The sequence below is a fragment of the Pseudomonas sp. PICF141 genome (genome assembly GCF_002286815.1).
Classification (GTDB): Bacteria; Pseudomonadota; Gammaproteobacteria; order Pseudomonadales; family Pseudomonadaceae; genus Aquipseudomonas.
Window position 1 is genome coordinate 60,244 of record NZ_MUNM01000075.1, and the last position, 23,886, is coordinate 84,129.

A 23,886-nucleotide genomic window follows, 5' to 3' on the forward strand; every position below is an offset into this window, starting at 1 on the left:
GGCGCATCCATCAACTGCGTGGCACTCGCCGCCCGGGTGTGTCGGGGGCCAGCTCGCTGGTTCGCAGCCAGGACAATGCAATAGGCCATAGTGTGGCTTGGTATGCGCTGCGAAAAAAGGCGAAATGTCCGACTTCTTCTTCGCCGATATCTTCGGGGTCGATTCGCAGGTGAGTGTTGGTACTCCCAGTGAAGTCGCCGAGCAGGCGTTCGATGGCCTTTGCGGCTAGCCACTCACGACAGTCCTCACGCCGTTTATGAATAATCCACCCGGGCTTATCGGAGCCTCTGCTTGAGCAGCCGCTCCTCAAGCACCGCCCATTCCCGATCCAGTTCCGTACGAAGTTCTTCCTCACTCGGCAGCACCAGTCTGTAGGTGCTGGCGAACAGTTGTTCGTTGCCTTGCAGCACAGAATAGCGCACCACCGATTCATCTTTTTGCGCGCAGAGAATGAGGCCGACGGTGGGGCTATCTTCCGGTCCGCGCTTGAGGTCGTCATACATGCGCACGTACATGTCCATCTGGCCGACATCCTGGTGGGTGAGTACGCCGCGTTTGAGGTCGAAGATGACGAAGCACTTGAGCAGGTAGTTGTAGAACACCAGGTCGATGTAGAAGTCTTTGCTCTCGATACTGATGCGTTGCTGGCGAGCGATGAAGGCGAAGCCTTTGCCCAGTTCGAGCAGGAAGCCCTGGAGTTGATCGATCAAGGCTTGTTCAAGTTCGCTTTCCTGGATCAGGCCCGCGTTAGGCATACCGAGAAACTCCAGTAGCACGGGGTCACGAATGAATTCCCGAGGGCTGGCGTTCATTTGCTGGATGTTGGTGTCGGCTTCCTGTTTGACGCCAGCCCGGTCGCGGCTCGCCAGCAGGCGTTCGTAATAGAGGGTATTGATCTGGCGCTCGAGGGCGCGACTTGACCAGTTCTGCAGAGCGGATTCGTTCATGTACCAGTGGCGGGCATTGTCATTGTCGACTCGTAGCAGTCTGCGGTAATGGGTCCAGCTCAATTCGGAACGCACTGCGTTCCAAATTGGAAAGGTCTGATAGAAATCCCGCATGTAGCGAAGATTGCGCTCGTCAAAACCTTTCCCGAACTGCCCCGTCAGTACTTTCGCCAGCGTCGATAGCAACTGCTTGCCATAAACCGCCCGTCGAGCGCCTTCCTGCTCGAACTCCACAATATGCCGTCCGATCTGCCAACAGGTTTGCACCTGAACAGTATCGACCGCTCGCAGCACTTTCTGACGCGCTTCACGGATCAATTCGCCAAGATTGCCGAGCAGTGAAGTGATCTGTGGATCTTGAGTGTTACCGGGTTTGAGGGAGCTCATGAGATTTTTCCGCGGCTGTAGGAAACGAGCGGAAGAGGATGGCAAAAGCGTGATGGTCCGCGATGCCGGGCGCGGCTGGTAAATCGGAAGGAAATAGCGGATCCGTTTGCAGGACCGTGCCGACCGAAGGGGGTGTTGAAGGAGCAAAAGGCGTAGTCCGATTCGTAGTAAACCCAAGTTTGAATCGATCTAAAACTTGAACATTCGGTAACAAATCTAAAAAGAGTAACGATTGGGTTCTGCGTAACCCGGGAGTCGTCATCATGAAGAACGTCCATTCATTCATGCTGTCCATTGCCGCCGTCGGCGTAATGATGTTTCCAGTCGTGCCTAGCGCCGCCAGTCTTGAACCGATCGACAGCACAGGCGTGCAAGTCCAGCAGCAACAGCAAAACGGGATTACTTACCTGTCCGGGGGGATTGGAGAGGATGAGGCTCGAGCCATTCAACAAACGCAGGGCTATAACCTGCACATGACCTTCGCTACCGGCGTGGAGAACAAATATGTTCCGGATGTGAATCTTGTCATTCAGAAAGACCCAGGGCAGCCCGTGTTGACCCTGAGCGAGGCCGGACCGCTTGTTTACGTCCAGCTGCCACCTGGCAAGTACACCGTCATCGCGACACGCCATGGTGAAGAGCGGCGTGATACGGCAGAGGTAGGAAGTGGTGCTGCGCGCAATCTGGTCTTCCATTGGGGCAGTGAAAACTAGCCGAAGAGAACGACTTGCGCGATGCCTGAGTCAAATTGCAGGCATAAAAAAACCCTGAATCTTGCGATTCAGGGTTTTCGGTATTTGGTGCCCAGAGACGGAATCGAACCGCCGACACGGGGATTTTCAATCCCCTGCTCTACCGACTGAGCTATCTGGGCAACGGGGCGCATTAAACGGGTTTTTCAGGGGGGCGTCAAGCAAGTTTTCAAAAAAAATTTAATTATTACCGTCGCTTACGATCCGACCCCCGAGAAAGCGGGATTATTCCGCCGGCGGAACGTAGCCTTCGGCCTTGGCGTATTCCTCGCCGGAAAAGAACTTGTCCATCTCGCCCTGCAGATATTTGCGGTCTTCGGCGTTCATCATGTTCAGGCGTTTTTCGTTGATGAGCAGGGTCTGGTGTTTCTGCCAGTCGGCCCAAGCCTTGGCCGAGACGTGGTCAAAAATGTCCTGACCTTTTGCGCCCGGAAATGGAGCGCGCTCCAGGGCTGGCAATTCTTCTTTGTACTTGCGACACATGATGGTGCGGGTCATGACGACTCTCCTGCGTTCAATACGGCGGCCGCGCGTTCGAGCAAGGTTTTGACCGGGGCGGCAAGGCCCAGGCGCGGCGGGGTGGCGAGGTTATACCAGAGCCAGTCGGCCTCGGCCACGTGATGGCCGGTCTCCTGGACCTGAACCAGCCAGGGTTCGATGGATAACTGAAAGTGGCTGAAGGTGTGCACCAGGCTCGGCAGTGCCTGTTGGTGGCCCAGTTCAAGCGAATGCTGCGAAGCCAGATGTTGCAAGTCGTTGAGATCGTCGAGTTCCGGCAGGCTCCAGAGACCACCCCATAGGCCCGTGGAAGGGCGACGGTAAAGCAGAATCCCCCCTTCGCCATTGGCGAGCATCGGCATCAGCGTGCGCTTCTGCGGCACGGCTTTACGCGGCTTGGGGATCGGGTAGCGGGTTTCCAGGCCAAGCATGTGCGCCTCGCAGCCCTTTTCCAGCGGGCAGAGCAGACAACTCGGCTTGCTGCGGGTACAGAGCGTAGCGCCCAGATCCATCATCGCCTGGGTGTAGGCATTGACCCGATCATGTGGCGTAAAGCGCTCAGCATTGGCCCACAGCTGTCTGGCAACCTTGGGCTCGCCCGGATAACCCTCTTGTGCGGTAAAGCGCGCCAGCACCCGTTTGACGTTGCCATCGAGGATCGGCGCCCGCAGGCCCATGCTCAGGCTGGCAATCGCGCCGGCGGTGGACAGGCCGATACCCGGCAGCCCGGTGAGCTTCTCCACATCACGGGGAAACTCGCCGCCATATTCGGCAACGACAATCTTCGCGGTCTTTTGCAGGTTGCGCGCACGGGTGTAGTAACCGAGACCGGTCCACAGGTGCAGCACTTCGTCTTCCGGCGCGGCGGCCAGGGCTTCGACCGTTGGCAACGAAGCCATGAAACGGTCGAAGTAGTTCAGCACAGTGCTGACCTGGGTCTGCTGCAACATGATTTCCGAGACCCACACACGGTAAGGGGTGATGCCCTGCTGCCATGGCAAGTCATGGCGGCCATGGCGGTCGTACCAATTCAGCACCGCCATTGAAAACTGCTCGGCTCTCATTGCTTGAACAGTCCCTTGAGCGCGTTTTTCAGTTCCGGGCTGACTTTATCGCCAAGCTTCTCGTCGATTTTTTCACTGATCCGCTCGCCAGCCAGTTTGCTTGCGACTTGCTTCATGCGTTCGTTGTCGAGACGGCAAGCCTTGGCACCCAGTTCCAGCGGACCACGGCAGCGCAGTGGCCACTCGATGCCGACGAAGCGCTCGCTGACCTGACAGGCCGGGTCCGGCATGTCGCTCTTGTCGCCTTCGACGATCACGCCGACGCGGTAATCCATGCCTAGCACCCGCAGGTCGATGTCGCCATTCGCGTTGACGGTCATGCCCGGGATGCGCACTTTCAGGTCGGGGTTGCTTGCCACGCCGTTGTGGAAGGTCAGGTTGCCCTTGAGTTCTTCGAACGGTGTGTCCTTGCCCCGTGGCTCGCCGGTGAGGGTTTTGCGATTCAGGGTGGCGATGCCTTTGCACAGCTGCTGTTCAAGATTGGCATTGAGCAATACGCCGTTGTTGATGACGAAACTGGCGTTGCCGTTGAGGTTATCGATCAGCACGCTCTGGCTGTTGCCGCTGCTGGTCAGTGCGCTATCGAGCGTAACCAGGCCTTGGACCGGTGGATTTTTGCCCTGGCTTTCGAGGATTTTTTCTACAGGCACTTTGCTGATACGCGTCTGCATGTTCAGCGCCGGCACTTGCTGGCGCACGTCCAGAGTCCCTTTGGCTTCGAAGTTGCCGTCGTACAGGTCGCCGCGAAGATTCTCCAGCGTCAGCAGGCCGCCAAGGCCTGTGGCCTTGAGGGCAGCATTCTGAATCGGCAGTTTGTCGAGGGTCAGCTGGCCGAAGGTCAGGTCGGCGTCCACGTCGAGTTTGCTCAGACGCTCTACCGGCAGCAGACGCTCGGTGCTCCACGGGCCTTTGGTCGGTGAGGGTGGCAGCGGTGAACTGCCGGCCCCAGCCATGGCCTCGCTCTCGGTGTTGGCCACTTCGGCCTGACGCACTTGTTTTGCGCTGTTGGCTTCGGCGGATTTTGGCGGCAAGTAACGATCGACGTTGAAGGTGTCAGCCTTGAGGCTCACTCGTAGCGATTGCTTGGCGAAGTCCTCGACAGCGATGCGGCCGCTGAAAGTGCTGTCGTCGAGTTTCAGGTTGAGGCTGTCCAGGGACAAACGGGTTGGCGTGGCGGCAACCTGGCTTACCAGCTCGACTTTGCTCAGGCTGCCTTCGGCCATCGGCGGGAGTTTCTGGCCGATGCTGTCGATAAATTTCGCCAGATCGAATTGAGCAATCGACAAGCCGCCGCTGATTTGCGGAGTCTTGTCCAGGTCGTTGGCCTTCAATTCACCCAAGGCGCGCAGCTGGTTGGCGGAGATTTTGATGCCGGTCCATTCGGCGACGTTAGCGGCCCTGTCCAGCAGCAATTGACCTTGAGCGGCGAAGGTCATGGTCTTGCCTTGCAATGGATCGCCAGCGACTTCGCCGGACAGTTTCATGTCTTCGAATTTGTAGCGCTGCAGCGCACGCTCGAAACGCAACTCGCCGGCCAGCTCGGTCCGTACCCGCAGAACCGGTTGGTTGGTACCCAGAAACGCGGTGAGCTTGACCGGGATGTTGGTCGAGTCATGAACCGGGCCAGTGCTCAGCTGGATGCTTTCGGCGCTGAACTGCTTGCCGGTTCTTTCGTCTCGGTATTCAACGCGGGCGTTGTTGACGGTCAGGCTGTCGATGTCCAGGCGGATCGGCTGGGCCGGTTTTTCTGCCTGAGCGGTAGTCGCTGGCGCAGGTTCGCCGGCCGCGGCGGGTGGCGTGGCCGAAGTGTTCGGGGAGGCAGAGGCCGGGGCCTTGCCGATGTCTTCCCAATTGCCGTGGCCATCCTTGTCGCGGTTGAGGCGCAGGTTCAGACCTTCGACGCGCACATCGCTCATCTGCACTTCGCGGCGCAGCAACGGAATCACCCGGACCGACAGGCCGAGCATCTGCAAGTCGGCGAACGGTTCCGCAGGCTTGGCCAGGGTCGCAACGCTGGCTTCGTGCAATTCCAGGCCCAGCCAGGGAAACAGGCTCCAGCCGATATCGCCATTGAGCGTCAGCTCGATGTGGGCCTTGTCGCGGGCAATCTGGCGAATCTCGTCTTTATAGTCGTTGGGATCGAAGAGGTGGGTCAGGGCAAAGCCCAGCGCCACAATGATCAGCAACAGCCCGAGAAGTACCAGACCCAGGATTTTGCCGAACGCTTTCATGGGCGAGTCCTTGTATTAGTCGAATTCGAAATTTAGCCGGGGAGTATAGCGCTGCGAAGTGGCCGACCGGTCAGCGATCATCTCGGCAGCTCATCCAGCGCTACCTTCAGCTTAGCCGCCAGCGCTTGAGCTTCGAGGTGCCCGGCAGGCGCCAACAGCCGCAATGTTGCGCCCGATGTCGAGGCCATTTTTTGCGCCTCGCTCACCAGGCGTTCTGCAACCCCCCGACGACGGGTGATTTTTCGTACGCATAAATGGGACAGATGCCAGACATCCTGGTGCCGTTGCAAGCGTGCCGCACCCAGCAGCCGATCGTTGAAGCGTCCGGCGATCAGCGAACCGTCGCGCAGGCAGTCTTCGATCAACTGCCTATCCCCTGTGAAAGGTGCAAACAGCCAGTGCGGAGCATCGCGATAGATTTTCTGCAGATCTTGCTGATCCTGATAAGTGGCTTCGTTCAGCAGCTCGACAACGATCGGCATGGCGCTTCCTTTGAAAAGTTAATCCGCGTGAAACCTATTTTTTGCGGTTGTACGAGAACAGACGACATCGAAAAAGGTGATATCACTTTGGTTTTTCTGTCACCTGCAAATGGTAACCTCTGCCCGTTCGTCTGCCCCTTCTGCGACGCGATGTCGCACCAGAATGGAGCTTCACCTAAAAAAAGTCATGCCTGCGTGCATTAAGGCCGGGGGTGAAGAACGGCTGGCGAACAATACTAATAATTGGGGGAAACACCATGACTACGAGCATCACGGCGGACGGCTTTGCCGACCAGCCCGCGTTCCTGTCCAAGGAGCGCATCATCGCCAGGCCCGGATTCAACCGTTGGCTGGTACCACCCGCCGCACTGGCCATCCACCTGTGCATTGGCATGGCCTATGGTTTTTCGGTGTTCTGGCTGCCGCTGTCCAAAGCCCTGGGCGTCACCAAGGCTGTGACTTGCGCGCCGGACATGAGCTTCATCGCACAGGTCTTTTCGTCTCAATGCGACTGGCCGATTTCGATGCTCGGCTGGATCTACACCCTGTTCTTCATCTTTCTCGGCTGCTCGGCTGCGATCTGGGGCGGCTGGCTGGAACACGCAGGGCCACGCAAGGCCGGTGTGGTGTCGGCATTGTGCTGGTGTGGCGGTCTGCTGATTTCGGCGCTGGGGGTCTATACCCACCAGATCTGGCTGATGTGGATCGGCTCCGGGGTCATTGGCGGTATCGGCCTGGGCCTGGGTTACATCTCGCCAGTCTCGACCCTGATCAAGTGGTTCCCGGACAAGCGCGGCATGGCGACCGGCATGGCGATCATGGGCTTCGGTGGTGGCGCGATGGTCGGCGCTCCCCTGGCTGCGGCGTTGATGGGGCACTTCGCTTCGCCAACCAGCGTGGGCGTATGGCAGAGCTTCCTGGTAATGGCCGCGATTTATTTCGTGTTCATGATCGGTGGCGCGCTGTCTTACCGCGTTCCGCCAACCGGCTGGAAGCCTGAAGGCTGGACTGCGCCGGCGAAAAAAGCTTCGAACTCGATGATCACCCACCGTCATGTCCATGTGAATGTGGCGTGGAAAACCCCGCAATTTCGTCTGGTGTGGCTGGTGCTGTGCCTGAACGTTTCGGCGGGTATCGGCATCCTCGGCATGGCTTCGCCGCTGTTGCAGGAAGTCTTCGCCGGTAAATTGCTCGGCACCGACCAGACGTTTGGTCAGCTGGACGCCGGGCAACTGGCCTCGATCGCAGCGATTGCGGCCGGTTTCACCGGTTTGCTGAGCCTGTTCAACATTGGTGGCCGGTTCTTCTGGGCTTCGTTCTCGGATTACCTGGGTCGTAAAAATACTTATTTCGTGTTCTTCGCCCTCGGTTTCGCGCTGTACGCGCTGATCCCGAACCTCGGTCATCTGGGCAACGTCGCGCTGTTCGTGGCGGCGTTCTGCATCATCCTGTCGATGTACGGCGGCGGTTTTGCGACGGTGCCAGCGTACCTGGCGGACCTGTTCGGAACGCAAATGGTCGGTGCGATCCACGGTCGTTTGCTGACAGCGTGGGCGGCGGCCGGTGTGTTGGGGCCGGTGTTGGTGAACTACCTGCGTGAATATCAGCTGAGCCTGGGCGTTGAGCGCGCTGCGGCTTACGACATCACCCTGTACATCCTTGCGGGCCTGCTGGTGCTGGGTTTCATCTGCAATCTGCTGGTGCGCCCGGTGGCCGACAAGTACTTCATGACCGACGCTGAACTGGCGGCCGAACAGGCGCTGGGCCATGACAAAGGTGCTGACGCCAGCACCGTGCTGGAGTGGAAAGCGGATGCGGGCACCAAGCCATTGGCGGTGGCGGCATGGCTGGTGGTGGGGATTCCGTTGGCGTGGGGTGTTTGGGTGACGCTGCAGAAGACGGCGGTGTTGTTCCATTAATAACCTCGCGCCCGAGATCTCGGGCGCGCTGCAATCCCTGTAGGAGCGAAGCTTGCTCGCGAAGAACGATAATGCGGTCTGTCTGGTATATCGCCTTCGCGGGCAAGCCTCGCTCCTACATGTCTTTACAAGTATATCCCCGACAGCAGGGGATTCACTCCGTCAGTGATATCACCTCTCGTGTTTCTGTTTAGCGCCCGCGACCCTATAATGGCTGCCTTTTTCGCCCCAATGATTTTTGCGGAGCTGGTGATGGCCGAACGTATGGCGTCTGTCGAGCGCGACACTCTGGAAACCCAGATCAAAGCCTCGATCAACCTGGATGGCACCGGAAAGGCCCGATTCGATATCGGTGTACCTTTTCTTGAGCACATGCTGGACCAGATCGCCCGTCACGGGCTGATCGACCTGGATATTGTCAGCAAGGGCGACCTGCATATCGACGACCACCACACGGTGGAAGACGTCGGTATCACGCTGGGTCAAGCCTTCACCAAAGCCATCGGCGACAAGAAAGGCATCCGTCGCTATGGCCACGCCTATGTGCCGCTCGATGAAGCGCTGTCGCGTGTGGTGATCGACTTCTCCGGCCGTCCTGGCCTGCAGATGCATGTTCCTTATACCCGCGCGACCGTCGGCGGCTTCGACGTTGACCTGTTCCAGGAGTTTTTCCAGGGCTTCGTCAACCACGCCAACGTCACCCTGCACATCGACAATCTGCGTGGGCACAACACCCACCACCAGATCGAAACCGTGTTCAAGGCTTTCGGCCGCGCCCTGCGCATGGCCGTGGAGCTGGATGACCGCATGGCCGGTCAGATGCCGTCGACCAAAGGCGTTCTGTAATGCAGACGGTCGCGGTTATCGATTACGGCATGGGCAATCTGCACTCGGTGGCCAAGGCCCTCGAGCACGTCGGTGCCGGCAAGGTGCTGATCACCAGCGATGCCGATGTGATCCGCGAAGCCGACCGGGTGGTATTTCCCGGTGTTGGCGCGATTCGCGATTGCATGGCGGAGATCCGTCGCCTGGGCTTCGATTCGCTGGTGCGTGAAGTCAGCCAGGACCGTCCGTTCCTTGGCATCTGCGTGGGCATGCAAGCCTTGCTCGACAGCAGCGAAGAGAATGATGGCGTGGACTGCATCGGCCTGTTTCCGGGCCAGGTGAAGTTCTTCGGCAAGGATTTGCACGAAGACGGTGAACACTTGAAAGTGCCGCACATGGGCTGGAACGAAGTGAAACAGACGGTGATTCACCCGCTGTGGCACAACATTCCGGACCTGGCGCGTTTCTACTTCGTGCACAGCTACTACATCGCTGCCGGCAATGCGCGGCAGGTGGTGGGTAGCGGTCACTACGGTGTCGATTTCGCCGCAGCGCTGGCCGATGGCTCACGTTTCGCCGTGCAGTTCCACCCGGAGAAGAGCCATACCCATGGCCTGCAATTGCTGCAGAACTTCGCTGCGTGGGATGGTCGCTGGTAAATGGCCGTCAAGAAGAAGCCGCCGATCCTGAGCCTCACTCCCGAACAGGAGAACGAGGCCAATCACAAGATCAAACGCTTCATGGAAGACCGCTTCGAGCTGGACCTGGGTTCGTTCGAAGCGGCTGAAATCCTTGAGCTGTTTACCCGCGAAATTGCCCCGCACTATTACAACAGGGCGATTTTCGATGTGCAGACGCACCTCAAAGAGAGGTTCGAAAGCATCGAAAGCGACCTGTGGGCGCTCGAGAAAGAATAGGGGCAGCTTCAAGCCGCAAGCTTCAAGCTGCAAGAATTGGTACACCGCTCGCTTGCAGCTTGTAGCTTGCAGCTTGCCGCTCTTTGACGAAGGAAAAGCATGCTAATTATTCCCGCTATCGATCTTAAAGACGGAGCCTGTGTTCGTCTGCGCCAGGGCCGCATGGAAGATTCCACGGTGTTCTCCGATGACCCGGTGAGCATGGCTGCCAAATGGGTGGAAGGCGGTTGCCGCCGTCTGCATCTGGTCGACCTGAACGGTGCTTTCGAAGGCCAGCCGGTCAACGGCGAAGTGGTCACCGCCATCGCCAAGCGCTACCCGAACCTGCCGATTCAGATCGGCGGCGGTATCCGCTCGCTGGAAACCATTGAACACTACGTCAAAGCGGGCGTGAGCTACGTGATCATCGGCACCAAAGCCGTGAAAGATCCGGCTTTCGTTGCGCAAGCCTGCCGCGCGTTTCCGGGCAAAGTGATCGTCGGTCTGGATGCCAAAGACGGTTTTGTCGCCACTGACGGCTGGGCAGAAATCAGCACCGTTCAGGTGATCGACCTGGCCAGGCAATTCGAAGCCGACGGTGTGTCCGCAATCGTTTATACCGACATCGCCAAAGACGGCATGATGCAGGGCTGCAACGTTTCGTACACCGCCGCTTTGGCCGCGGCGACGAAGATCCCGGTGATCGCTTCCGGCGGTATCCACAATCTGGGTGACATCAAGTCGCTGCTCGACGCCAAGGCGCCAGGCATCATCGGCGCCATCACGGGCCGGGCGATTTATGAGGGTACGCTTGATGTGGCAGAAGCTCAGGCTTTCTGTGATAACTACGCGGCCAGCTCCAAGCTGTAAGCTGCAAGCCGCAAGTTAAAAGCGCGACCGCGATCCGCTTTACTTGCAACTTGTAGCTTGAAGCTTGCAACTCTTAATCGGAGATTAAGCCCATGGCTCTGGCCAAACGCATCATCCCTTGCCTGGACGTGGATAACGGCCGGGTGGTCAAGGGCGTCAAGTTCGAGAATATTCGCGACGCCGGCGACCCGGTGGAAATTGCCCGTCGTTACGATGAGCAAGGTGCCGACGAGATTACCTTTCTCGACATCACCGCCAGCGTTGATGGTCGCGACACCACGCTGCACACCGTCGAACGCATGGCCAGCCAGGTGTTCATCCCGCTGACCGTCGGCGGCGGCGTGCGCACCGTGCAAGACATCCGCAACTTGCTCAATGCCGGTGCGGACAAGGTCTCGATCAACACCGCAGCAGTGTTCAACCCGGAATTCGTCGGCGAAGCGGCTCAGCATTTTGGTTCGCAGTGCATCGTGGTCGCCATCGACGCGAAGAAAGTATCCGGTCCGGGCGAAACCCCGCGCTGGGAAATTTTCACCCATGGCGGTCGCAAGCCAACCGGCCTGGACGCCGTTGAGTGGGCGAAGAAAATGGAAGGCCTGGGTGCCGGCGAAATCCTGCTGACCAGCATGGACCAGGACGGTATGAAAAACGGCTTCGACCTGGGCGTTACCCGCGCCATCAGCGATGCGCTGGGGATTCCGGTGATCGCATCCGGCGGTGTCGGCAATTTGCAGCACTTGGCCGACGGCATCCTCGAAGGCCATGCCAGCGCGGTGTTGGCGGCGAGTATTTTCCACTTCGGCGAATACACCGTGCAGGAAGCCAAGGCCTACATGGCTCATCGCGGCATTGTGATGCGTTAAACAGGCCAGTGGACAGCATGGCGGGCTCAAGGCACTCTTGGGCACGCCATGGATTCCGGTAGCCCGACATGTTTAAACGTCTTCTTCTTGTCCTCGCCAGCGCTTCTCTGTTGTTCATCAACGGCGTTCGCGCCGACGAAAACCCCGGTCCCGGCCTGGTGTTGCTGACGGAAAACTTCCCGCCGTACAACATGGCGAAAAATGGCAAGAACTTCGCTCAGGACGAGAACATCAATGGCATCGCCGTGGACATCGTCCGTGAGATGTTCAAGCGCGCCAACATCACCTACAGCCTGACGCTGCGTTTCCCTTGGGAGCGAATCTACAAACTCGCCCTGGAAAAACCCGGTTATGGCGTGTTCGTGATGGCGCGGTTACCGGACCGCGAGAAGCTCTTCAAATGGGTCGGCCCTATTGGCCCGGATGACTGGATCATGCTGGCCAAGGCCGATAGCAAGATCACCCTCGAGTCGCTGGAGCAGGCGCGCAAGTACAAGATCGGCGCCTACAAGGGCGATGCAATTGCCGAGACGCTGGCCAAGCAAGGATTGAAACCGGTTGTTGTGCTGCGGGATCAAGACAACGCGAAAAAACTCGTCAACGGCCAGATCGATCTGTGGGCCACCGGTGACCCGGCAGGCCGCTACCTGGCGCGCCAGGAAGGCGTGAACGGGCTCAAGACCGTGCTGCGCTTCAACAGCACCGAGCTCTACCTGGCGCTGAACAAAGACGTACCGGACGAAACTGTCGCCAAGCTGCAAGCCGCGCTGGATCAATTGCGCAAGGAAGGCTGGGTGGACGAGATCATGTCGCGTTATTTGTAGCGTTCCATGCCCAACCTTGTGCCAATGTTGAAGCGCACCCGCTCGCAATGAGGGCGTACCCGTCGGCATCAATGTTGCCTGATACACCGCCATCGCGTGCAGGCTCGCTTGATGTTGTGGTGTAGCAAATTAGCGGTAAACCCCATCCTTGCCATGTGCCGCCGTCGCGCGATTGCCGCGCACGCTGATCATTTGCTGAATATCGATCCAGTCGATGCCCTGAGCCTTGAGCTTGGGCAATTCTCGTTCAAGCACCGCCAATGTCTGCGGGTACGGATGCCCGATCATCACCGCAGAACCCTGCTTGCGCGCCAGGCTGATAGCCGTTTGTAGCTGAGTGAAAATCGCGGCTTCAGTGGGTTCGTCATCGAGGAACACATCCCGCGAAACGCTCGCCAAACCGATTTTCTGCGCCTCGGCGGCGGCCACGGTTTGTGCACTGGTGCGGCTGTCGACGAAGAACTTGTGTCGACGCTGCAAGTCGGCCATCAGCCAGGCCATGGCCGGTTGCTGGGCGGTCATGCGGCTGCCCATGTGGTTGTTGATACCCGCGGTATATGGCACAGCCTTGAACGCCGCGTTCAAGCGTCTCTCGAGTTCTTCGATGGGCAACTCGGGATGCCAGGCGAACGGCCCGGTGGCCGGGGCCATGGGCATGTGCAGCATGACGATCTTGCCGGCACGATGGGCTTGGCGGGCGACCTCGGCGGCGTGGGGGGTGTCGGGCATGATTGCCGCGGTGACCGGGCCGGGCAGCGCCAGCACGCGGCGATCCTGAGGCAGGTTTTGCCCCAGGTCATCGATGATCAGGCTCAGATAAACCTTCGCCGGTGTGGCCGCCGTCGTGGCAGGCGCCGCGTAAACGACGCCCGCCAGACAACACAGCAGGCCGAAGAGCAACCGCAGACGCACCTCAGCGGCCAGACGTGATGCTCAGTCCTTTGAGCAGGCTCAGGGCCTGGGCCAACTGGTAATCGTCATCCTGCGGCATGGCCTTGGGCTTGCCACCGGAACCGGTCGGTTTATCGGCGCCGCCGTTGCCATTGCCCAGGTGACCTTGCAGATCGGCCTCTTTGAAGTATTCACCGTCCTGCTCGTTGGTGATCTTGGCCCTGCGCACTTCGATGTCCGGGACGATGCCCTGAGCCTGAATCGAGCGGCCGTTCGGCGTGTAATACAGCGCCGTGGTGATTTTCAGTGCGCGCTCGTTGTTCAGCGGCAACACAGTCTGCACCGAGCCTTTGCCAAAACTGGCGGTGCCCATGACCACGGCGCGTTTCTGATCTTGCAGGGCGCCGGCAACAATTTCCGAGGCCGAGGCGCTGCCGCCGTTGATCAGCACGACCATTGGCACGGCTTCGCTTTCGTCCTTGCCGGTGGCGGAGAAGCGCAACTCGGAGTTGGCGATACGGCCCTTGGTGTAGACGATCAGGCCTTTGGTGATGAAATGGTCGACCACTTCCACCGCCGATTGCAGCACGCCGCCCGGGTTGTTACGCAGGTCGAGGATGATACCGCTGAGTTTCTTGCCGTTGTCTTTGCGCAGCTTGGCCAGGGCCTTGGAGACCTCTTCGCCGGTCTTGACCTGGAACTGGGTGATGCGGATGTAGCCATAGCCGGATTCCAGCAACTGGCTCTTGACGCTCTTCACTTGAATGATGGCGCGGACCAGGGTCACATCGAACGGCGCACCGCCGTCGCGTACCAGGGTCAGGGTGATCTTCTGGCCGATCTTGCCGCGCATCTTGTCGATGGCCTCGGTCATGCTCTGGCCGCGAGTCGGCTGGCCGTTGATCTTGACGATGAAGTCGCCAGCCTGAATGCCCGCCTTGGAGGCCGGGGTGTCATCGATGGGCGAAACCACTTTGATGAAACCGTCTTCGGCGCCAACTTCGATACCCAGGCCGCCGAATTCGCCGCTGGTGCTTTCCTGCAACTCAGCGAAATCTTCCGGGCCAAGGTAGGCGGAGTGCGGGTCGAGGTTGCTGAGCATGCCTTTGATGGCGTTTTCCAGCAGGGTCTTGTCGTCCACCGGTTCTACATAGGCTGCCTTGATCCGGTCCATGACTTCAGCAAAGGTGCGCAACTCGTCCAGCGGCAATGGCGCCTTGGTGGTCGCAGCAGTGCCTGCAGGTGCGATCGCCGGGGCAGGCTCAGCGGCAAACGCCAACGGCGCACCGATCACCAAGGCGATCGTCAGGGCCAGCGAGGTAAGGCGAGACAAATACAGCATGTCGAACGAACTCCTAATGTAGGTGACTCAACGCCTATCCTTGCGCGCGACACCATTGCGCCGGATCACTTGGGTGACCCTGCTGACGAATAGCGAAATACAGTGCTGGAGTGTCCTGTCCACCACTGTTACCGACAGTGGAGATGGACTCACCGGCTTTTACCACGTCACCCGCCGATTTGAGCAGCGTCTGGTTGTGACCATAAAGACTCAAGAAACCGTTGCCATGGTCGAGGATCACCAGCAACCCGGCGCCTCGCAACCAATCGGCAAACACCACGCGGCCACCGTGAACGGCATGCACCTGGCTGCCGGCGGAGGCACTGATCATTACGCCATCCCATTTGGTTCGGGCATCGTCGCCACGGCTTTCACCGAAGCGCGCCAGCAGTCGACCATCAACCGGCCATGGAAGTTTGCCGCGGGTGGAAGCAAAGGGGCCGCCAAAGGTTTCGCCTGAACTGGAAACCAATGCGCCGGGTGTTGATTTAACGGTTTTGCGTGGGGCGTCAGTAGCATCTGCTTCAGCCTGAGCCTCACGTAAACGCTTTTTTTCCGCTTCCTGCTGGGCGATCAGCGCTTTTTGCCGCGCCTCCTCTGCCTCTCGGGCCTGACGAGCCAGGGTTTCTTCAATGGTTTTAAGGACTTTAGACAGATCCGCCTGATCCTGCTCGCGCGCCGCCAGTTTCTGATCGCGGGCCTTCATGTCTTGGCTGAGTTTGGCCAGGACTTGCTGGCGCTCCTTGCGGACCTTGTCCAGTTCGTCGCGCTGGCTGTCGAGGCTGCTTTTCTGTACCAGCAGTTGCGCCTGCTGCATGGCGATGTCTTTTTCGACATTGGCCAGTTGGCGCAGGGTTTCGTTGAAATTCTTCAGCTGCTCCAGGCGGGCCTGGCTCAGATAATCGTAATAGGTGAGGGTGCGCGCGAATTTTTCCGGGTTCTGCTGGTTGAGCAGCAGCTTGAGGTATTCCTGACGCCCATTCTGATAGGCCGCGCGGGCCTGGATGGCGATCAGTCGCTGCTGTTCAATGCGCGCGCTCTGGAGTTTTTTTTTCTCGGCATCGAGTCGCTGCAGCTCGGATTCGCTTTTCTGCAGCTCTTTTTGCAGGGCTTCGACCTGCTTCTCGAGCTTGCCCATCTCGGTTTCGGTGCCCTTGAGGTCTTTCTGCACCCCGGATTTTTCTTCCTGGAGTTTACCCAGCAATTTTTTCAGCTCGGCAATGTCCTGACGCGTGGCGTCCAACTGTTGTTGGGTTTGCGTGCGCTCGTCGGCGAAGGCCGGTTGAAGCAGGCAAGTCAGGGCAAGGGCTATCAGGACGCGAAGCATAGAGGCGGGCGACACCAGGGAAAGGGACGGCCTAGTATGCCCGCCAAGCGCAGCAAAAAAAACGCCCAATTGGGGCTGTGTGATAACTGGACAGAAAAACACCGAAAACCAATGTGGGAGCGAGCTTGTGTGGCGAGGGGGCTTGCCCCCGTTGGGTCGCGAAGCGGCCCCCAAATCTGCAATCGCGGTGCATCAGATACACCGCATGCAATGGTTTTACGACTGCTACGCAGCCGAACGGGGGCAAGCCCCCTCGCCACACAGGCTCCCACAGGTATGGCGTCGTCAGATGGATCTGATCAGACCAGAATCGAAGTGCCAGTCATTTCCGCTGGTTTTTCCAGCCCCAGCAACATCAGCATGGTCGGCGCGACATCCGCCAGTACACCGCCGTCGCGGACCTTGAAGTCACGCTTGCCAACATAGATGAACGGCACCGGCTCGGTGGTATGCGCGGTGTGCGCCTGACCAGTGGTTTCATCAGACATTTGCTCGACGTTGCCATGGTCGGCGGTAATCAGGGCTTCGCCGCCGACTTTTTCCAACGCATCGACGATGCGACCGACGCACAGGTCCAGGCATTCGACCGCTTTGACTGCCGCGTCGAATACACCGCTATGGCCGACCATGTCGCCGTTGGCGTAGTTGACCACGATCACGTCGTAACGCTGGTTTTCGATGGCGTCGACGATGCGGTCGGTGACTTCCGGGGCGCTCATCTCCGGCTGCAAGTCATAGGTGGCGACTTTCGGCGACGGGACCAGGATGCGTTCTTCGCCCGGGAACGGTTCTTCGCGACCGCCAGAGAAGAAGAACGTCACGTGAGCGTACTTTTCGGTTTCGGCGATGCGCAGCTGCGTCTTGCCATTTTTTGCCAGGTAATCGCCCAGCACGTTATCCAGGCTGCCCGCGGCGAAGGCCGACGGCGCGGGGATGCTGGCGGCGTATTGGGTCAGCATGACGAAACCGGCCAGTTTAGGCTGGCGAGCGCGTTCGAATTCCTTGAAATCGTCTTCGACGAACACGCGGGTCAGTTCGCGGGCACGGTCGGCGCGGAAGTTCATGAAGACTACGGCGTCGCCGTCTTCGACTTTCACCGGCTCACCGATGCTGGTGGCTTTGACGAATTCGTCGCTTTCACCACGCTCGTAAGCGGCTTGCAGGCCTTCCTGTGCGGTGGCGGCGTTGAATTCGCTGGCGCCATCGACAATCAGGTTGTAAGCCTGGGACACGCGATCCCAGCGGTTGTCGCGGTCCATGGCGTAGTAACGGCCAATGATGCTGGCGATCCGGCCTTTGCCGAGTGCCTGGAAAGTCGCGTCCAGCAGCTCGATGGACGATTCCGCGCTTTTCGGCGGTGTATCGCGACCGTCGAGGAAGGCGTGCAGGTAGATTTTTTCAGCGCCGCGCTTGAAGGCCAGTTCAGCCATGGCGACCAGGTGATCCTGATGGCTGTGAACGCCGCCATCGGACAACAGGCCCATGAAGTGCACGGCTTTGCCGGCAGCAACGGCTTTATCCACCGCGGCGCAGATGGTCGGGTTCTCGAAGAACTCGCCGTCGCGGATCGCTTTGGTCACGCGGGTGAAGTCCTGGTACACCACGCGGCCGGCGCCGAGGTTCATGTGACCGACTTCGGAATTGCCCATCTGGCCGTCTGGCAAACCGACGTCCATGCCGCTGCCCGAGATCAAACCGTTCGGCACGGTTGCCCACAAGCGGTCCAGTACGGGCTTCTTCGCGGCATAAATGGCGTTGGATTCAGGGCTCTCACTGTGACCGAAGCCGTCGAGAATAATCAGGACCAAAGGTTTAGGCGTGGTAGTCATGGAATCCACTCGTGGCTGAATTAAAAGAGGCGATGGAAAAGGGAGTGGCAGTTTAAAGCCAAGTTCAATCCACGTCACCGCCAGACGGGGTTTGGCCCACTCTAGGGGCTGTGTATACTGGCCGACATTTTAACGCCCTGGAACCTCCTTCGATGGTTGCTAACCTGATTCAATTCGCCACTAACCACTATCTGCTCGTCGGTCTCTTCGTTGTACTGCTGGCGTTGCTGATCGCTTATCAGATGCAAGGCGGCGGCCGCAGCCTGAGCACCGGTGAACTGACCGGGCTGGTCAACAAGGATGCAGGCGTGGTGATCGACATCCGTTCGACCAAGGATTTCACCGCTGGTCACATTGTTGGCGCGTTGAACATTCCTCACGACAAACTGACCGCTCGCGTCGGCGAACTGGAAAAACACAAGGCCAAGACCATTATCCTGGTCGACGCCATGGGCCAGACTGCCGGCACCCATGCCCGCGAATTGATGAAAGCCGGCTTCACCGCCGCCAAACTGTCCGGTGGTATTTCCAGCTGGAAAGCCGACAATCTGCCGCTGGTGAAATGAAATGAACCACGTCGTCGTCTATTCCAGCGATTACTGCCCTTATTGCTCGCGAGCCAAATACCTGCTCGAGAACAAAGGCGTAGCCTTCGAAGAGATCAAGGTCGATGGCAAGCCGCAGGTGCGTGCCGCGATGGCTCAGAAAGCCGGACGAACGTCCGTGCCGCAGATCTGGATCGGCAACACCCACGTTGGCGGCTGTGATGATTTGTTTGCCCTGGAGCGCGCCGGCAAGCTCGACGCCTTGCTCCAGGCCTGACTGCCTTACTTGAAATAGCCAACCCTACAAGACCCGAGATCAGAAAGGATCTGAGATGACTGACCAACAGAACACTGCAGCTAGCGAAGAAGAAACCGCACCGCAATTCTCCTTGCAGCGCATCTACGTACGCGATTTGTCCTTCGAAGCCCCGAAAAGCCCGGCGATCTTTCGCCAGCAGTGGGAGCCGAGTGTCGGTCTGGATCTGAACACTCGCCAGAAGGCTCTGGAAGGCGACTTCCACGAAGTCGTGCTGACCCTGTCGGTCACCGTGAAAAACGGTGAAGAAGTGGCGTTCATCGCTGAAGTTCAACAGGCCGGGATCTTCCTGATCAAGAACCTGGACGATGCTTCGATGAGCCACACCCTCGGCGCGTTCTGCCCGAACATCCTGTTCCCGTACGCTCGCGAGACCCTGGACAGCCTGGTGACCCGCGGCTCGTTCCCGGCCCTGATGCTGGCCCCGGTGAACTTCGACGCACTCTACGCACAAGAACTGCAACGCATGCAGGCGGCTGGCGAGACACCGACCGTTCAGTAAGCGTCGATGCAGTAATGAAAAAAGCGCCGTAACAGGCGCTTTTTTCATGGGCGGGAGATGATCGTTCCACGCTCTGCGTGGGAATGCAGCCCGTGACGCTGCGCGTCACACGGGTGCCAGGCTCGACGCCAGTGGTGCTGCTGGAACGCGGAGCGTTCCTTGAGGCATTCCCACGCAGAGCGTGGGAACGATCAGACGTGGGCTTACTTGAACCCGAGCTGGCGCCAGCCTTCGTAAACGGCGACGGCCACGGTGTTGGACAGGTTCAGGCTGCGGCAGCCTTCGCGCATGGGCAGCCGCAGGCGTTGTTCGCCGGGCAGGGCCTCGAGCACTTCCGCCGGCAAGCCACGACTTTCCGGGCCGAACAGGAAGGCATCGCCCTCGGCGAAGCTGGCGTCATGAAATGGCCGCGAGCCCTTGGTGGTAAAAGCGAACAGCCGAGGATGGCCGAGGCTTTCCAGACAGCTGGCCAGGTCTGCGTGACGCTGCAGGGTGGCATACTCATGGTAATCGAGGCCGGCCCGGCGCAGACGCTTGTCGTCCATCTCGAAGCCCAGCGGTTCGATCAAATGCAGGTGGCAGCCACTGTTGGCGCACAGCCTGATAACGTTGCCGGTATTCGGCGGAATTTCTGGTTGGAAAAGGATGACGTGAAACATGCACGGCTCCGAAGGTAAAGATGACGGGTATTCTACGCCGCCAAAGGACCCTCGTTCGAAACTATTCCCAAGGGTAATGGCTTCGCTGGCGATTGTCGGGGTGATGGTGGGGCTGATGATCGGTCGCCTGACCGCGCCCGACCCCAGCGTATTAGAGCAAGTCGAGGTGACAAGCGATGGGCTGGTGGTGTGGTTCAACAACGAACCGGAAACCCACGGCGAGATAGTCGACGGCAGCGTGGCGCTGTTATTCAAGGCTGAAGGTAAGGCGCAGAAAGGTCAGCTCAAGCTCAACGGCAGAGACGTGAACTGGCGAACGCGATTGAGTGACGGGGGATTGTTGCTGACGGTGGTGGCGGCCCGTCCGCTGCAGGGCGAGTGGGCCGGTAGCGAGGTCGATGACCGCTGGCGGCTGGAGATCCATCTCCGGGAGCAATAAAAGAGGGAATCCCCGGCCTGCCTGTACCAAGGTTCCCAAAACGGGAGGGCTTCGCGCATGGCGTCGTAAGCCCGGTGTAAAGAGGGAATCCCCGGCCTGCCTGTACCAAGGACCCCAAAACGGGATGGGCTCGTCGCGATTGCGTTAGGAGCCCGGATGTAAAGAGGGGAATCCCCGGCCTGCCTGTACCAAGGCCCCCGAAACTGGGTAGTGAATCAAATCACTGATTGGACTAATGCAGGGGGCGTGCCAGGTTTTAACAAGTTGAAACAGAATGTTGTGCTGAAACGTCGAAAGCCCCGTATTCCGGGGCTTTCTTGTTTCTGCGAGAGGGGTTCGATTGCGAACGCAAGCGGGATTTCAGATCGGTTGCCGTGCGCGATTGCGGTTCACGATGCATTGACGCGGTGCACGGAAGGGTGGTGGTGATCGTTCCCATGCTCTGCGTGGGAATGCAGACCGGGACGCTCCGCGTCCCCCTGCCGAAGCGGACGCAGAGCGTCCATTGAGGCATTCCCACGCAGAGCGTGGGAACGATCAGGTGGGGGGATTAACCCTCATCTCCCTCATCATCATCCCCACCATCCACCTTCATCCCCAATTCCTTGATCTTGCGCGTCAAGGTATTGCGGCCCCAGCCCAGCAAAACGGCAGCGTCGCGGCGGCGGCCGGCGGTGTGTTTGAGGGCCGTCTCGATCATGATCCGCTCGAAAGCCGGAACGGCGCTGTCGAGCAGGCTCGATTGACCGCGAGCCAACGCCTGATCGGCCCATTGACGTAGCGCTTGCTCCCAATTGGTCACCGGTGCGGAATCCTGCGGCAGGCTCAGCAGCTCTGGCGGCAAATCGCTGATGTGCACTTCGCGACCCGAAGCCATCACCGTGATCCAGCGGCAGGTGTTCTCCAGCTGACGCACGTTGCCGGGCCATGGCAGGTTCTTCAGGTATTCCTCGGTTTCGCTTTTGAGCAGCTTCGGTTCCACCGCCAGTTCTTGGGCGGCACGGCTGAGGAAATGCTTGGCCAGGGTCGGGATGTCTTCACGACGGTCCGACAGCCGTGGAATATGGATGCGGATCACGTTGAGGCGATGGAACAAGTCCTCACGGAATTTTCCGGCATGCACCAGGGTTTCCAGGTTCTGGTGAGTCGCGGCAATGATTCGCACGTCGACCTTCACCGGCACATGACCGCCGACACGGTAGAACTCACCGTCCGCCAATACCCGCAGCAGACGCGTCTGAGTGTCCGCTGGCATATCACCGATTTCATCGAGGAACAGCGTGCCGCCGTCAGCCTGCTCAAAACGCCCGCGACGCAGGTTGGCCGCGCCGGTAAAAGCGCCTTTTTCATGGCCAAACAGCTCGGACTCCATCAGATCCTTGGGGATCGCCGCCATGTTCAGCGCAATGAACGGCGAAGCCGCCCGTGGGCTGTGACGGTGCAGCGCGTGGGCAACCAGTTCTTTACCGGTGCCCGATTCGCCGTTGATCAGCACGGTGATGTTGGAGTGGCTCAAGCGTCCGATGGCGCGAAACACTTCCTGCATCGCCGGGGCTTCGCCGATGATTTCCGGGGTGCGGGTCAGCGTCGGGACGACTTCCAGGCCTTGCTGTTCTTGAGCGTGCTGGTTGGCGCGCTTGACCAGCGAGACGGCTTCGTCGACATCGAAAGGCTTGGGCAGGTACTCGAAAGCGCCGCCCTGATAAGACGCGACAGCGCTGTCCAGATCGGAGTGCGCAGTCATGATGATGACCGGCAGTCGTGGGTGCTGTTCCCGAATCCGTGCCAGAAGGTCCAGGCCGCTGGCGCCCGGCATGCGGATGTCGGAGATGATCACGTCCGGCTGCTGGCGCGCCAGGCGGCTCATCACGCCATCGGCGCTGTCGAAGCTTTGCGTGGTCATGCCTTCCTGCTGCAAGGCTTTTTCCAGGACCCAACGGATAGAACGGTCGTCATCGACGATCCACACGGTTTCACTACGGCTCATGTCGATGTGGCTCCTTGTTCCAGTGGCAGAAAGATCGAGAACGTGGTGTGGCCTGGATGGCTTTCACATTCGATCAGGCCCTGGTGCTGGCTGATGATGTTCTGGGTAATGGCCAGGCCCAGCCCGGTACCGTCCGGGCGACCGCTGACCATGGGGAAGAAGATGGTTTCCTGCAGATCGGCGGGGATTCCCGGGCCGTTGTCGATGATTTCGATCTTGGTCACCAGGCGATGGCGCACATGACCGATGGTGAACTGGCGCATGGCGCGGGTACGCAAGCTGATGCGGCCGAGGCGCAGCTCGTTCTGGCTGCTGATGGCCTGCATCGCGTTACGCACAATGTTCAGCACGGCCTGGATCATTTGTTCGCGATCGATCAATACATCCGGAATGCTTGGGTCGTAGTCACGCACCAAAGTGATGCAGCCCTGGCTTTCTGCCTCTACCAAGTGACCCACGCGTTCCAGCACTTCATGGATATTGCACATGGCCAATGACGGCAGTTTGTTGGAGCCGAGCATGCGATCCACCAGATTGCGCAGGCGATCGGCTTCTTCAATGATGACGTTGGTGTAATCGCGCAGGCTTTCTTCCGGCAATTCACGGGCGAGCAACTGAGCCGCGCCGCGAATCCCGCCGAGCGGATTCTTGATTTCGTGGGCGAGGCCGCGTACCAGCATTTTGCTGGTCTCCTGCTTCGACAGCTGCGCCTCTTCCTTGGTGATCCGCAACAAGCGGTCACGGGGGTGAACCTCCAGCAACAGCAGCGTATCGCCATTGCTCAGGATCGGTGTCACGGCGTAGTCGACGGTCAGGGTCTGGCCAGTGAGCGCGGTAAGCATCGCTTCGCGCTTGGTAAACGGGTGCGCCTGCTGGACTGCCTGGCGCAGGGAATTCAGCGCCTCGGTGGATTCGGTGAACAACTCACTGATGAACTGCCCATGGCTTCGCTGGCCGCTGATGGCCAGCAGCATCTCCGCCGCCGGGTTCATGTACTCAAGGCGCAGGTCGGCGTCGAGCAGAATGGTTGCGGTGGTCAGGTTGTCGAGTAGCAAGCGGTGTAGTGCGTCGCTAATGGTCATCAGGACCTCTTTTGGAGCGGAGCGCGCGCAAGAAACAAGCGCCGATACGGGGAAAATGCAAAAACCAAACCAAGGCTCCGAAAAGAAGCGTTTAGAGCCTGAAACAGGCGTTTGACGCTCGTTTGCGTGGCGTTCTGCCAGCTTTTGCGGGTATTTTCGAACCAAAATGGGTTGCGTGATGAGTACTGTGCACTCTATTGCACCAATATAGTGCGCAAACTTGAGCGAAGTAAAAGAAGCAGAAGAGCCCGTGCCAAGTACAGAACTGTGGCGAACAACTTTGAGCGACGAGAATCCTGTGGGAGCGTGGCTTGCCCCCGAAGAATGCATCGCGGTTTTTTCGGGATTACGCGTCATCGTTCTTCGCGGGCAAGCCCCGCTCCCACAGGTTATGCGCCTTACATGGCAG

Annotated in this window: 24 protein-coding genes, 1 tRNA gene and 1 pseudogene; 12 read left to right on the forward strand and 14 right to left on the reverse strand. The window is 59.1% G+C overall.

Annotation, left to right across the window (positions count from 1 at the left end; genetic code table 11):
- Nucleotides 1-10: 10 nt before the first annotated feature.
- Both BZL43_RS28635 and BZL43_RS21700 read right to left on the reverse strand, forming a co-directional pair.
- Nucleotides 11-217 (reverse strand): annotated as a pseudogene (locus BZL43_RS28635) (alpha/beta hydrolase); the annotation flags it as partial.
- A 58-nt stretch (nt 218-275) separates the two neighbouring features.
- Nucleotides 276-1,334, reverse strand: a complete 1,059-nt coding sequence (locus BZL43_RS21700; protein ID WP_095634196.1) for a YhcG family protein — start codon at nt 1,332-1,334, stop codon at nt 276-278.
- A gap of 263 nt (nt 1,335-1,597) precedes the next feature.
- Between BZL43_RS21700 and BZL43_RS21705 the strand changes: the two genes are divergently transcribed.
- A complete protein-coding gene (locus BZL43_RS21705; RefSeq protein ID WP_095634197.1) occupies nt 1,598-2,047 on the forward strand; it encodes a hypothetical protein in 450 nt (149 codons plus the stop codon).
- An 85-nt stretch (nt 2,048-2,132) separates the two neighbouring features.
- Here the strand turns inward: BZL43_RS21705 and BZL43_RS21710 are convergent.
- The 5 genes from BZL43_RS21710 to BZL43_RS21730 form a co-directional block, all read right to left on the reverse strand.
- Nucleotides 2,133-2,208: transfer RNA gene (locus tag BZL43_RS21710), tRNA-Phe, on the reverse strand.
- Between the two features lie 103 nt (nt 2,209-2,311).
- Nucleotides 2,312-2,584, reverse strand: coding sequence for an oxidative damage protection protein (locus tag BZL43_RS21715; protein WP_007897448.1), 273 nt, complete (start codon nt 2,582-2,584; stop codon nt 2,312-2,314).
- The gene (mutY, locus tag BZL43_RS21720; protein WP_095634198.1) at nt 2,581-3,648 is read right to left on the reverse strand and encodes an A/G-specific adenine glycosylase; all 1,068 of its coding nucleotides are present in this window, start codon (nt 3,646-3,648) and stop codon (nt 2,581-2,583) included. The genes BZL43_RS21715 and mutY overlap by 4 nt, the downstream gene beginning before the upstream one ends.
- The gene (locus BZL43_RS21725) at nt 3,645-5,879 is read right to left on the reverse strand and encodes an AsmA family protein (RefSeq protein ID WP_095634199.1); all 2,235 of its coding nucleotides are present in this window, start codon (nt 5,877-5,879) and stop codon (nt 3,645-3,647) included. Before BZL43_RS21725 ends, mutY begins: the two co-directional genes overlap by 4 nt.
- 77 nt (nt 5,880-5,956) lie before the next feature.
- Complete coding sequence (locus tag BZL43_RS21730; protein ID WP_095634200.1) at nt 5,957-6,361, reverse strand: acetyl-CoA sensor PanZ family protein; 405 nt, start codon at nt 6,359-6,361, stop codon at nt 5,957-5,959.
- 257 nt (nt 6,362-6,618) lie between these two features.
- Between BZL43_RS21730 and BZL43_RS21735 the strand changes: the two genes are divergently transcribed.
- The 7 genes from BZL43_RS21735 to BZL43_RS21765 all read left to right on the forward strand — a co-directional run bounded on the left by BZL43_RS21735 (nt 6,619) and on the right by BZL43_RS21765 (nt 12,558).
- Entirely contained in the window at nt 6,619-8,280 is a 1,662-nt protein-coding gene (locus BZL43_RS21735) for an OFA family MFS transporter (RefSeq protein WP_095634201.1), read from the forward strand.
- Between the two features lie 252 nt (nt 8,281-8,532).
- Nucleotides 8,533-9,126, forward strand: a complete 594-nt coding sequence (gene hisB / locus BZL43_RS21740; RefSeq protein WP_007939452.1) for an imidazoleglycerol-phosphate dehydratase HisB — start codon at nt 8,533-8,535, stop codon at nt 9,124-9,126.
- Nucleotides 9,126-9,764 (forward strand): imidazole glycerol phosphate synthase subunit HisH, encoded by a 639-nt coding sequence (gene hisH / locus BZL43_RS21745; protein ID WP_018929214.1) that lies wholly within the window; start codon nt 9,126-9,128, stop codon nt 9,762-9,764. The genes hisB and hisH overlap by 1 nt, the downstream gene beginning before the upstream one ends.
- Nucleotides 9,765-10,022 (forward strand): DUF2164 domain-containing protein, encoded by a 258-nt coding sequence (locus BZL43_RS21750; protein ID WP_095634202.1) that lies wholly within the window; start codon nt 9,765-9,767, stop codon nt 10,020-10,022.
- A 99-nt stretch (nt 10,023-10,121) separates the two neighbouring features.
- Nucleotides 10,122-10,871, forward strand: coding sequence for a 1-(5-phosphoribosyl)-5-[(5-phosphoribosylamino)methylideneamino]imidazole-4-carboxamide isomerase (gene hisA / locus BZL43_RS21755; RefSeq protein WP_095634203.1), 750 nt, complete (start codon nt 10,122-10,124; stop codon nt 10,869-10,871).
- 92 nt (nt 10,872-10,963) lie between these two features.
- Nucleotides 10,964-11,734, forward strand: coding sequence for an imidazole glycerol phosphate synthase subunit HisF (gene hisF, locus BZL43_RS21760; RefSeq protein WP_007897430.1), 771 nt, complete (start codon nt 10,964-10,966; stop codon nt 11,732-11,734).
- 68 nt (nt 11,735-11,802) lie between these two features.
- Nucleotides 11,803-12,558: an ABC transporter substrate-binding protein gene (locus BZL43_RS21765; RefSeq protein ID WP_095634204.1), complete on the forward strand. Its 756-nt coding sequence runs from the start codon at nt 11,803-11,805 to the stop codon at nt 12,556-12,558.
- 129 nt (nt 12,559-12,687) lie between these two features.
- On the opposite strand, the gene BZL43_RS21770 is transcribed toward BZL43_RS21765, so the two are convergent.
- The 4 genes from BZL43_RS21770 to gpmI form a co-directional block, all read right to left on the reverse strand.
- On the reverse strand, nt 12,688-13,470 hold the full coding sequence (locus BZL43_RS21770) for a divergent polysaccharide deacetylase family protein (protein WP_095634205.1): 783 nt from the start codon (nt 13,468-13,470) through the stop codon (nt 12,688-12,690).
- A gap of 1 nt (nt 13,471) precedes the next feature.
- A complete protein-coding gene (locus BZL43_RS21775) occupies nt 13,472-14,791 on the reverse strand; it encodes a S41 family peptidase (protein ID WP_095634206.1) in 1,320 nt (439 codons plus the stop codon).
- Between the two features lie 34 nt (nt 14,792-14,825).
- Entirely contained in the window at nt 14,826-16,118 is a 1,293-nt protein-coding gene (locus BZL43_RS21780) for a murein hydrolase activator EnvC (protein WP_095634207.1), read from the reverse strand.
- 299 nt (nt 16,119-16,417) lie between these two features.
- Complete coding sequence (gene gpmI / locus BZL43_RS21790; protein WP_095634208.1) at nt 16,418-17,947, reverse strand: 2,3-bisphosphoglycerate-independent phosphoglycerate mutase; 1,530 nt, start codon at nt 17,945-17,947, stop codon at nt 16,418-16,420.
- Between the two features lie 152 nt (nt 17,948-18,099).
- Between gpmI and BZL43_RS21795 the strand changes: the two genes are divergently transcribed.
- From BZL43_RS21795 to secB, 3 genes are read left to right on the forward strand one after another with little or no spacing between them, the layout of a single operon-like run.
- Nucleotides 18,100-18,513, forward strand: a complete 414-nt coding sequence (locus BZL43_RS21795) for a rhodanese-like domain-containing protein (protein WP_095634209.1) — start codon at nt 18,100-18,102, stop codon at nt 18,511-18,513.
- Between the two features lies 1 nt (nt 18,514).
- Nucleotides 18,515-18,769 carry a glutaredoxin 3 gene (grxC, locus tag BZL43_RS21800; protein ID WP_095634210.1) on the forward strand — a complete coding sequence of 85 codons (255 nt, stop codon included), beginning with the start codon at nt 18,515-18,517 and terminating at the stop codon, nt 18,767-18,769.
- A gap of 55 nt (nt 18,770-18,824) precedes the next feature.
- Complete coding sequence (gene secB / locus BZL43_RS21805; protein WP_007897410.1) at nt 18,825-19,310, forward strand: protein-export chaperone SecB; 486 nt, start codon at nt 18,825-18,827, stop codon at nt 19,308-19,310.
- Between the two features lie 203 nt (nt 19,311-19,513).
- Here the strand turns inward: secB and BZL43_RS21810 are convergent, their stop codons facing one another.
- The 3 genes from BZL43_RS21810 to glnL all read right to left on the reverse strand — a co-directional run bounded on the left by BZL43_RS21810 (nt 19,514) and on the right by glnL (nt 23,477).
- Nucleotides 19,514-19,969 (reverse strand): tRNA (cytidine(34)-2'-O)-methyltransferase, encoded by a 456-nt coding sequence (locus BZL43_RS21810; protein ID WP_095634211.1) that lies wholly within the window; start codon nt 19,967-19,969, stop codon nt 19,514-19,516.
- Nucleotides 19,970-20,958: 989 nt separating this feature from the next.
- Entirely contained in the window at nt 20,959-22,395 is a 1,437-nt protein-coding gene (ntrC, locus tag BZL43_RS21820; protein WP_018929202.1) for a nitrogen regulation protein NR(I), read from the reverse strand.
- Nucleotides 22,392-23,477, reverse strand: a complete 1,086-nt coding sequence (glnL, locus tag BZL43_RS21825) for a nitrogen regulation protein NR(II) (protein ID WP_095634213.1) — start codon at nt 23,475-23,477, stop codon at nt 22,392-22,394. Before glnL ends, ntrC begins: the two co-directional genes overlap by 4 nt.
- 220 nt (nt 23,478-23,697) lie before the next feature.
- Here glnL and BZL43_RS28400 point away from each other — a divergent pair.
- Nucleotides 23,698-23,886, forward strand: a 189-nt coding sequence (locus tag BZL43_RS28400; protein WP_218228039.1) for a hypothetical protein, incomplete at its 3' end; no start/stop codon positions are given.

Bases quoted from the DNA above. Each gene is read 5' to 3' on its own strand.
- BZL43_RS21780 (WP_095634207.1), bottom strand. From the start codon at position 16,118: ATGCTTCGCGTCCTGATAGCCCTTGCCCTGACTTGCCTGCTTCAACCG.
- BZL43_RS21735 (WP_095634201.1), top strand. From the start codon at position 6,619: ATGACTACGAGCATCACGGCGGACGGCTTTGCCGACCAGCCCGCGTTC.
- grxC (WP_095634210.1), top strand. From the start codon at position 18,515: ATGAACCACGTCGTCGTCTATTCCAGCGATTACTGCCCTTATTGCTCG.
- hisA (WP_095634203.1), top strand. From the start codon at position 10,122: ATGCTAATTATTCCCGCTATCGATCTTAAAGACGGAGCCTGTGTTCGT.
- BZL43_RS21795 (WP_095634209.1), top strand. From the start codon at position 18,100: ATGGTTGCTAACCTGATTCAATTCGCCACTAACCACTATCTGCTCGTC.
- BZL43_RS21775 (WP_095634206.1), bottom strand. From the start codon at position 14,791: ATGCTGTATTTGTCTCGCCTTACCTCGCTGGCCCTGACGATCGCCTTG.
- BZL43_RS21705 (WP_095634197.1), top strand. From the start codon at position 1,598: ATGAAGAACGTCCATTCATTCATGCTGTCCATTGCCGCCGTCGGCGTA.
- gpmI (WP_095634208.1), bottom strand. From the start codon at position 17,947: ATGACTACCACGCCTAAACCTTTGGTCCTGATTATTCTCGACGGCTTC.
- BZL43_RS21730 (WP_095634200.1), bottom strand. From the start codon at position 6,361: ATGCCGATCGTTGTCGAGCTGCTGAACGAAGCCACTTATCAGGATCAG.
- BZL43_RS21750 (WP_095634202.1), top strand. From the start codon at position 9,765: ATGGCCGTCAAGAAGAAGCCGCCGATCCTGAGCCTCACTCCCGAACAG.
- secB (WP_007897410.1), top strand. From the start codon at position 18,825: ATGACTGACCAACAGAACACTGCAGCTAGCGAAGAAGAAACCGCACCG.
- BZL43_RS21765 (WP_095634204.1), top strand. From the start codon at position 11,803: ATGTTTAAACGTCTTCTTCTTGTCCTCGCCAGCGCTTCTCTGTTGTTC.
- BZL43_RS21700 (WP_095634196.1), bottom strand. From the start codon at position 1,334: ATGAGCTCCCTCAAACCCGGTAACACTCAAGATCCACAGATCACTTCA.
- mutY (WP_095634198.1), bottom strand. From the start codon at position 3,648: ATGAGAGCCGAGCAGTTTTCAATGGCGGTGCTGAATTGGTACGACCGC.
- ntrC (WP_018929202.1), bottom strand. From the start codon at position 22,395: ATGAGCCGTAGTGAAACCGTGTGGATCGTCGATGACGACCGTTCTATC.
- hisH (WP_018929214.1), top strand. From the start codon at position 9,126: ATGCAGACGGTCGCGGTTATCGATTACGGCATGGGCAATCTGCACTCG.
- hisB (WP_007939452.1), top strand. From the start codon at position 8,533: ATGGCCGAACGTATGGCGTCTGTCGAGCGCGACACTCTGGAAACCCAG.
- BZL43_RS21725 (WP_095634199.1), bottom strand. From the start codon at position 5,879: ATGAAAGCGTTCGGCAAAATCCTGGGTCTGGTACTTCTCGGGCTGTTG.
- hisF (WP_007897430.1), top strand. From the start codon at position 10,964: ATGGCTCTGGCCAAACGCATCATCCCTTGCCTGGACGTGGATAACGGC.
- BZL43_RS21715 (WP_007897448.1), bottom strand. From the start codon at position 2,584: ATGACCCGCACCATCATGTGTCGCAAGTACAAAGAAGAATTGCCAGCC.
- BZL43_RS21810 (WP_095634211.1), bottom strand. From the start codon at position 19,969: ATGTTTCACGTCATCCTTTTCCAACCAGAAATTCCGCCGAATACCGGC.
- glnL (WP_095634213.1), bottom strand. From the start codon at position 23,477: ATGACCATTAGCGACGCACTACACCGCTTGCTACTCGACAACCTGACC.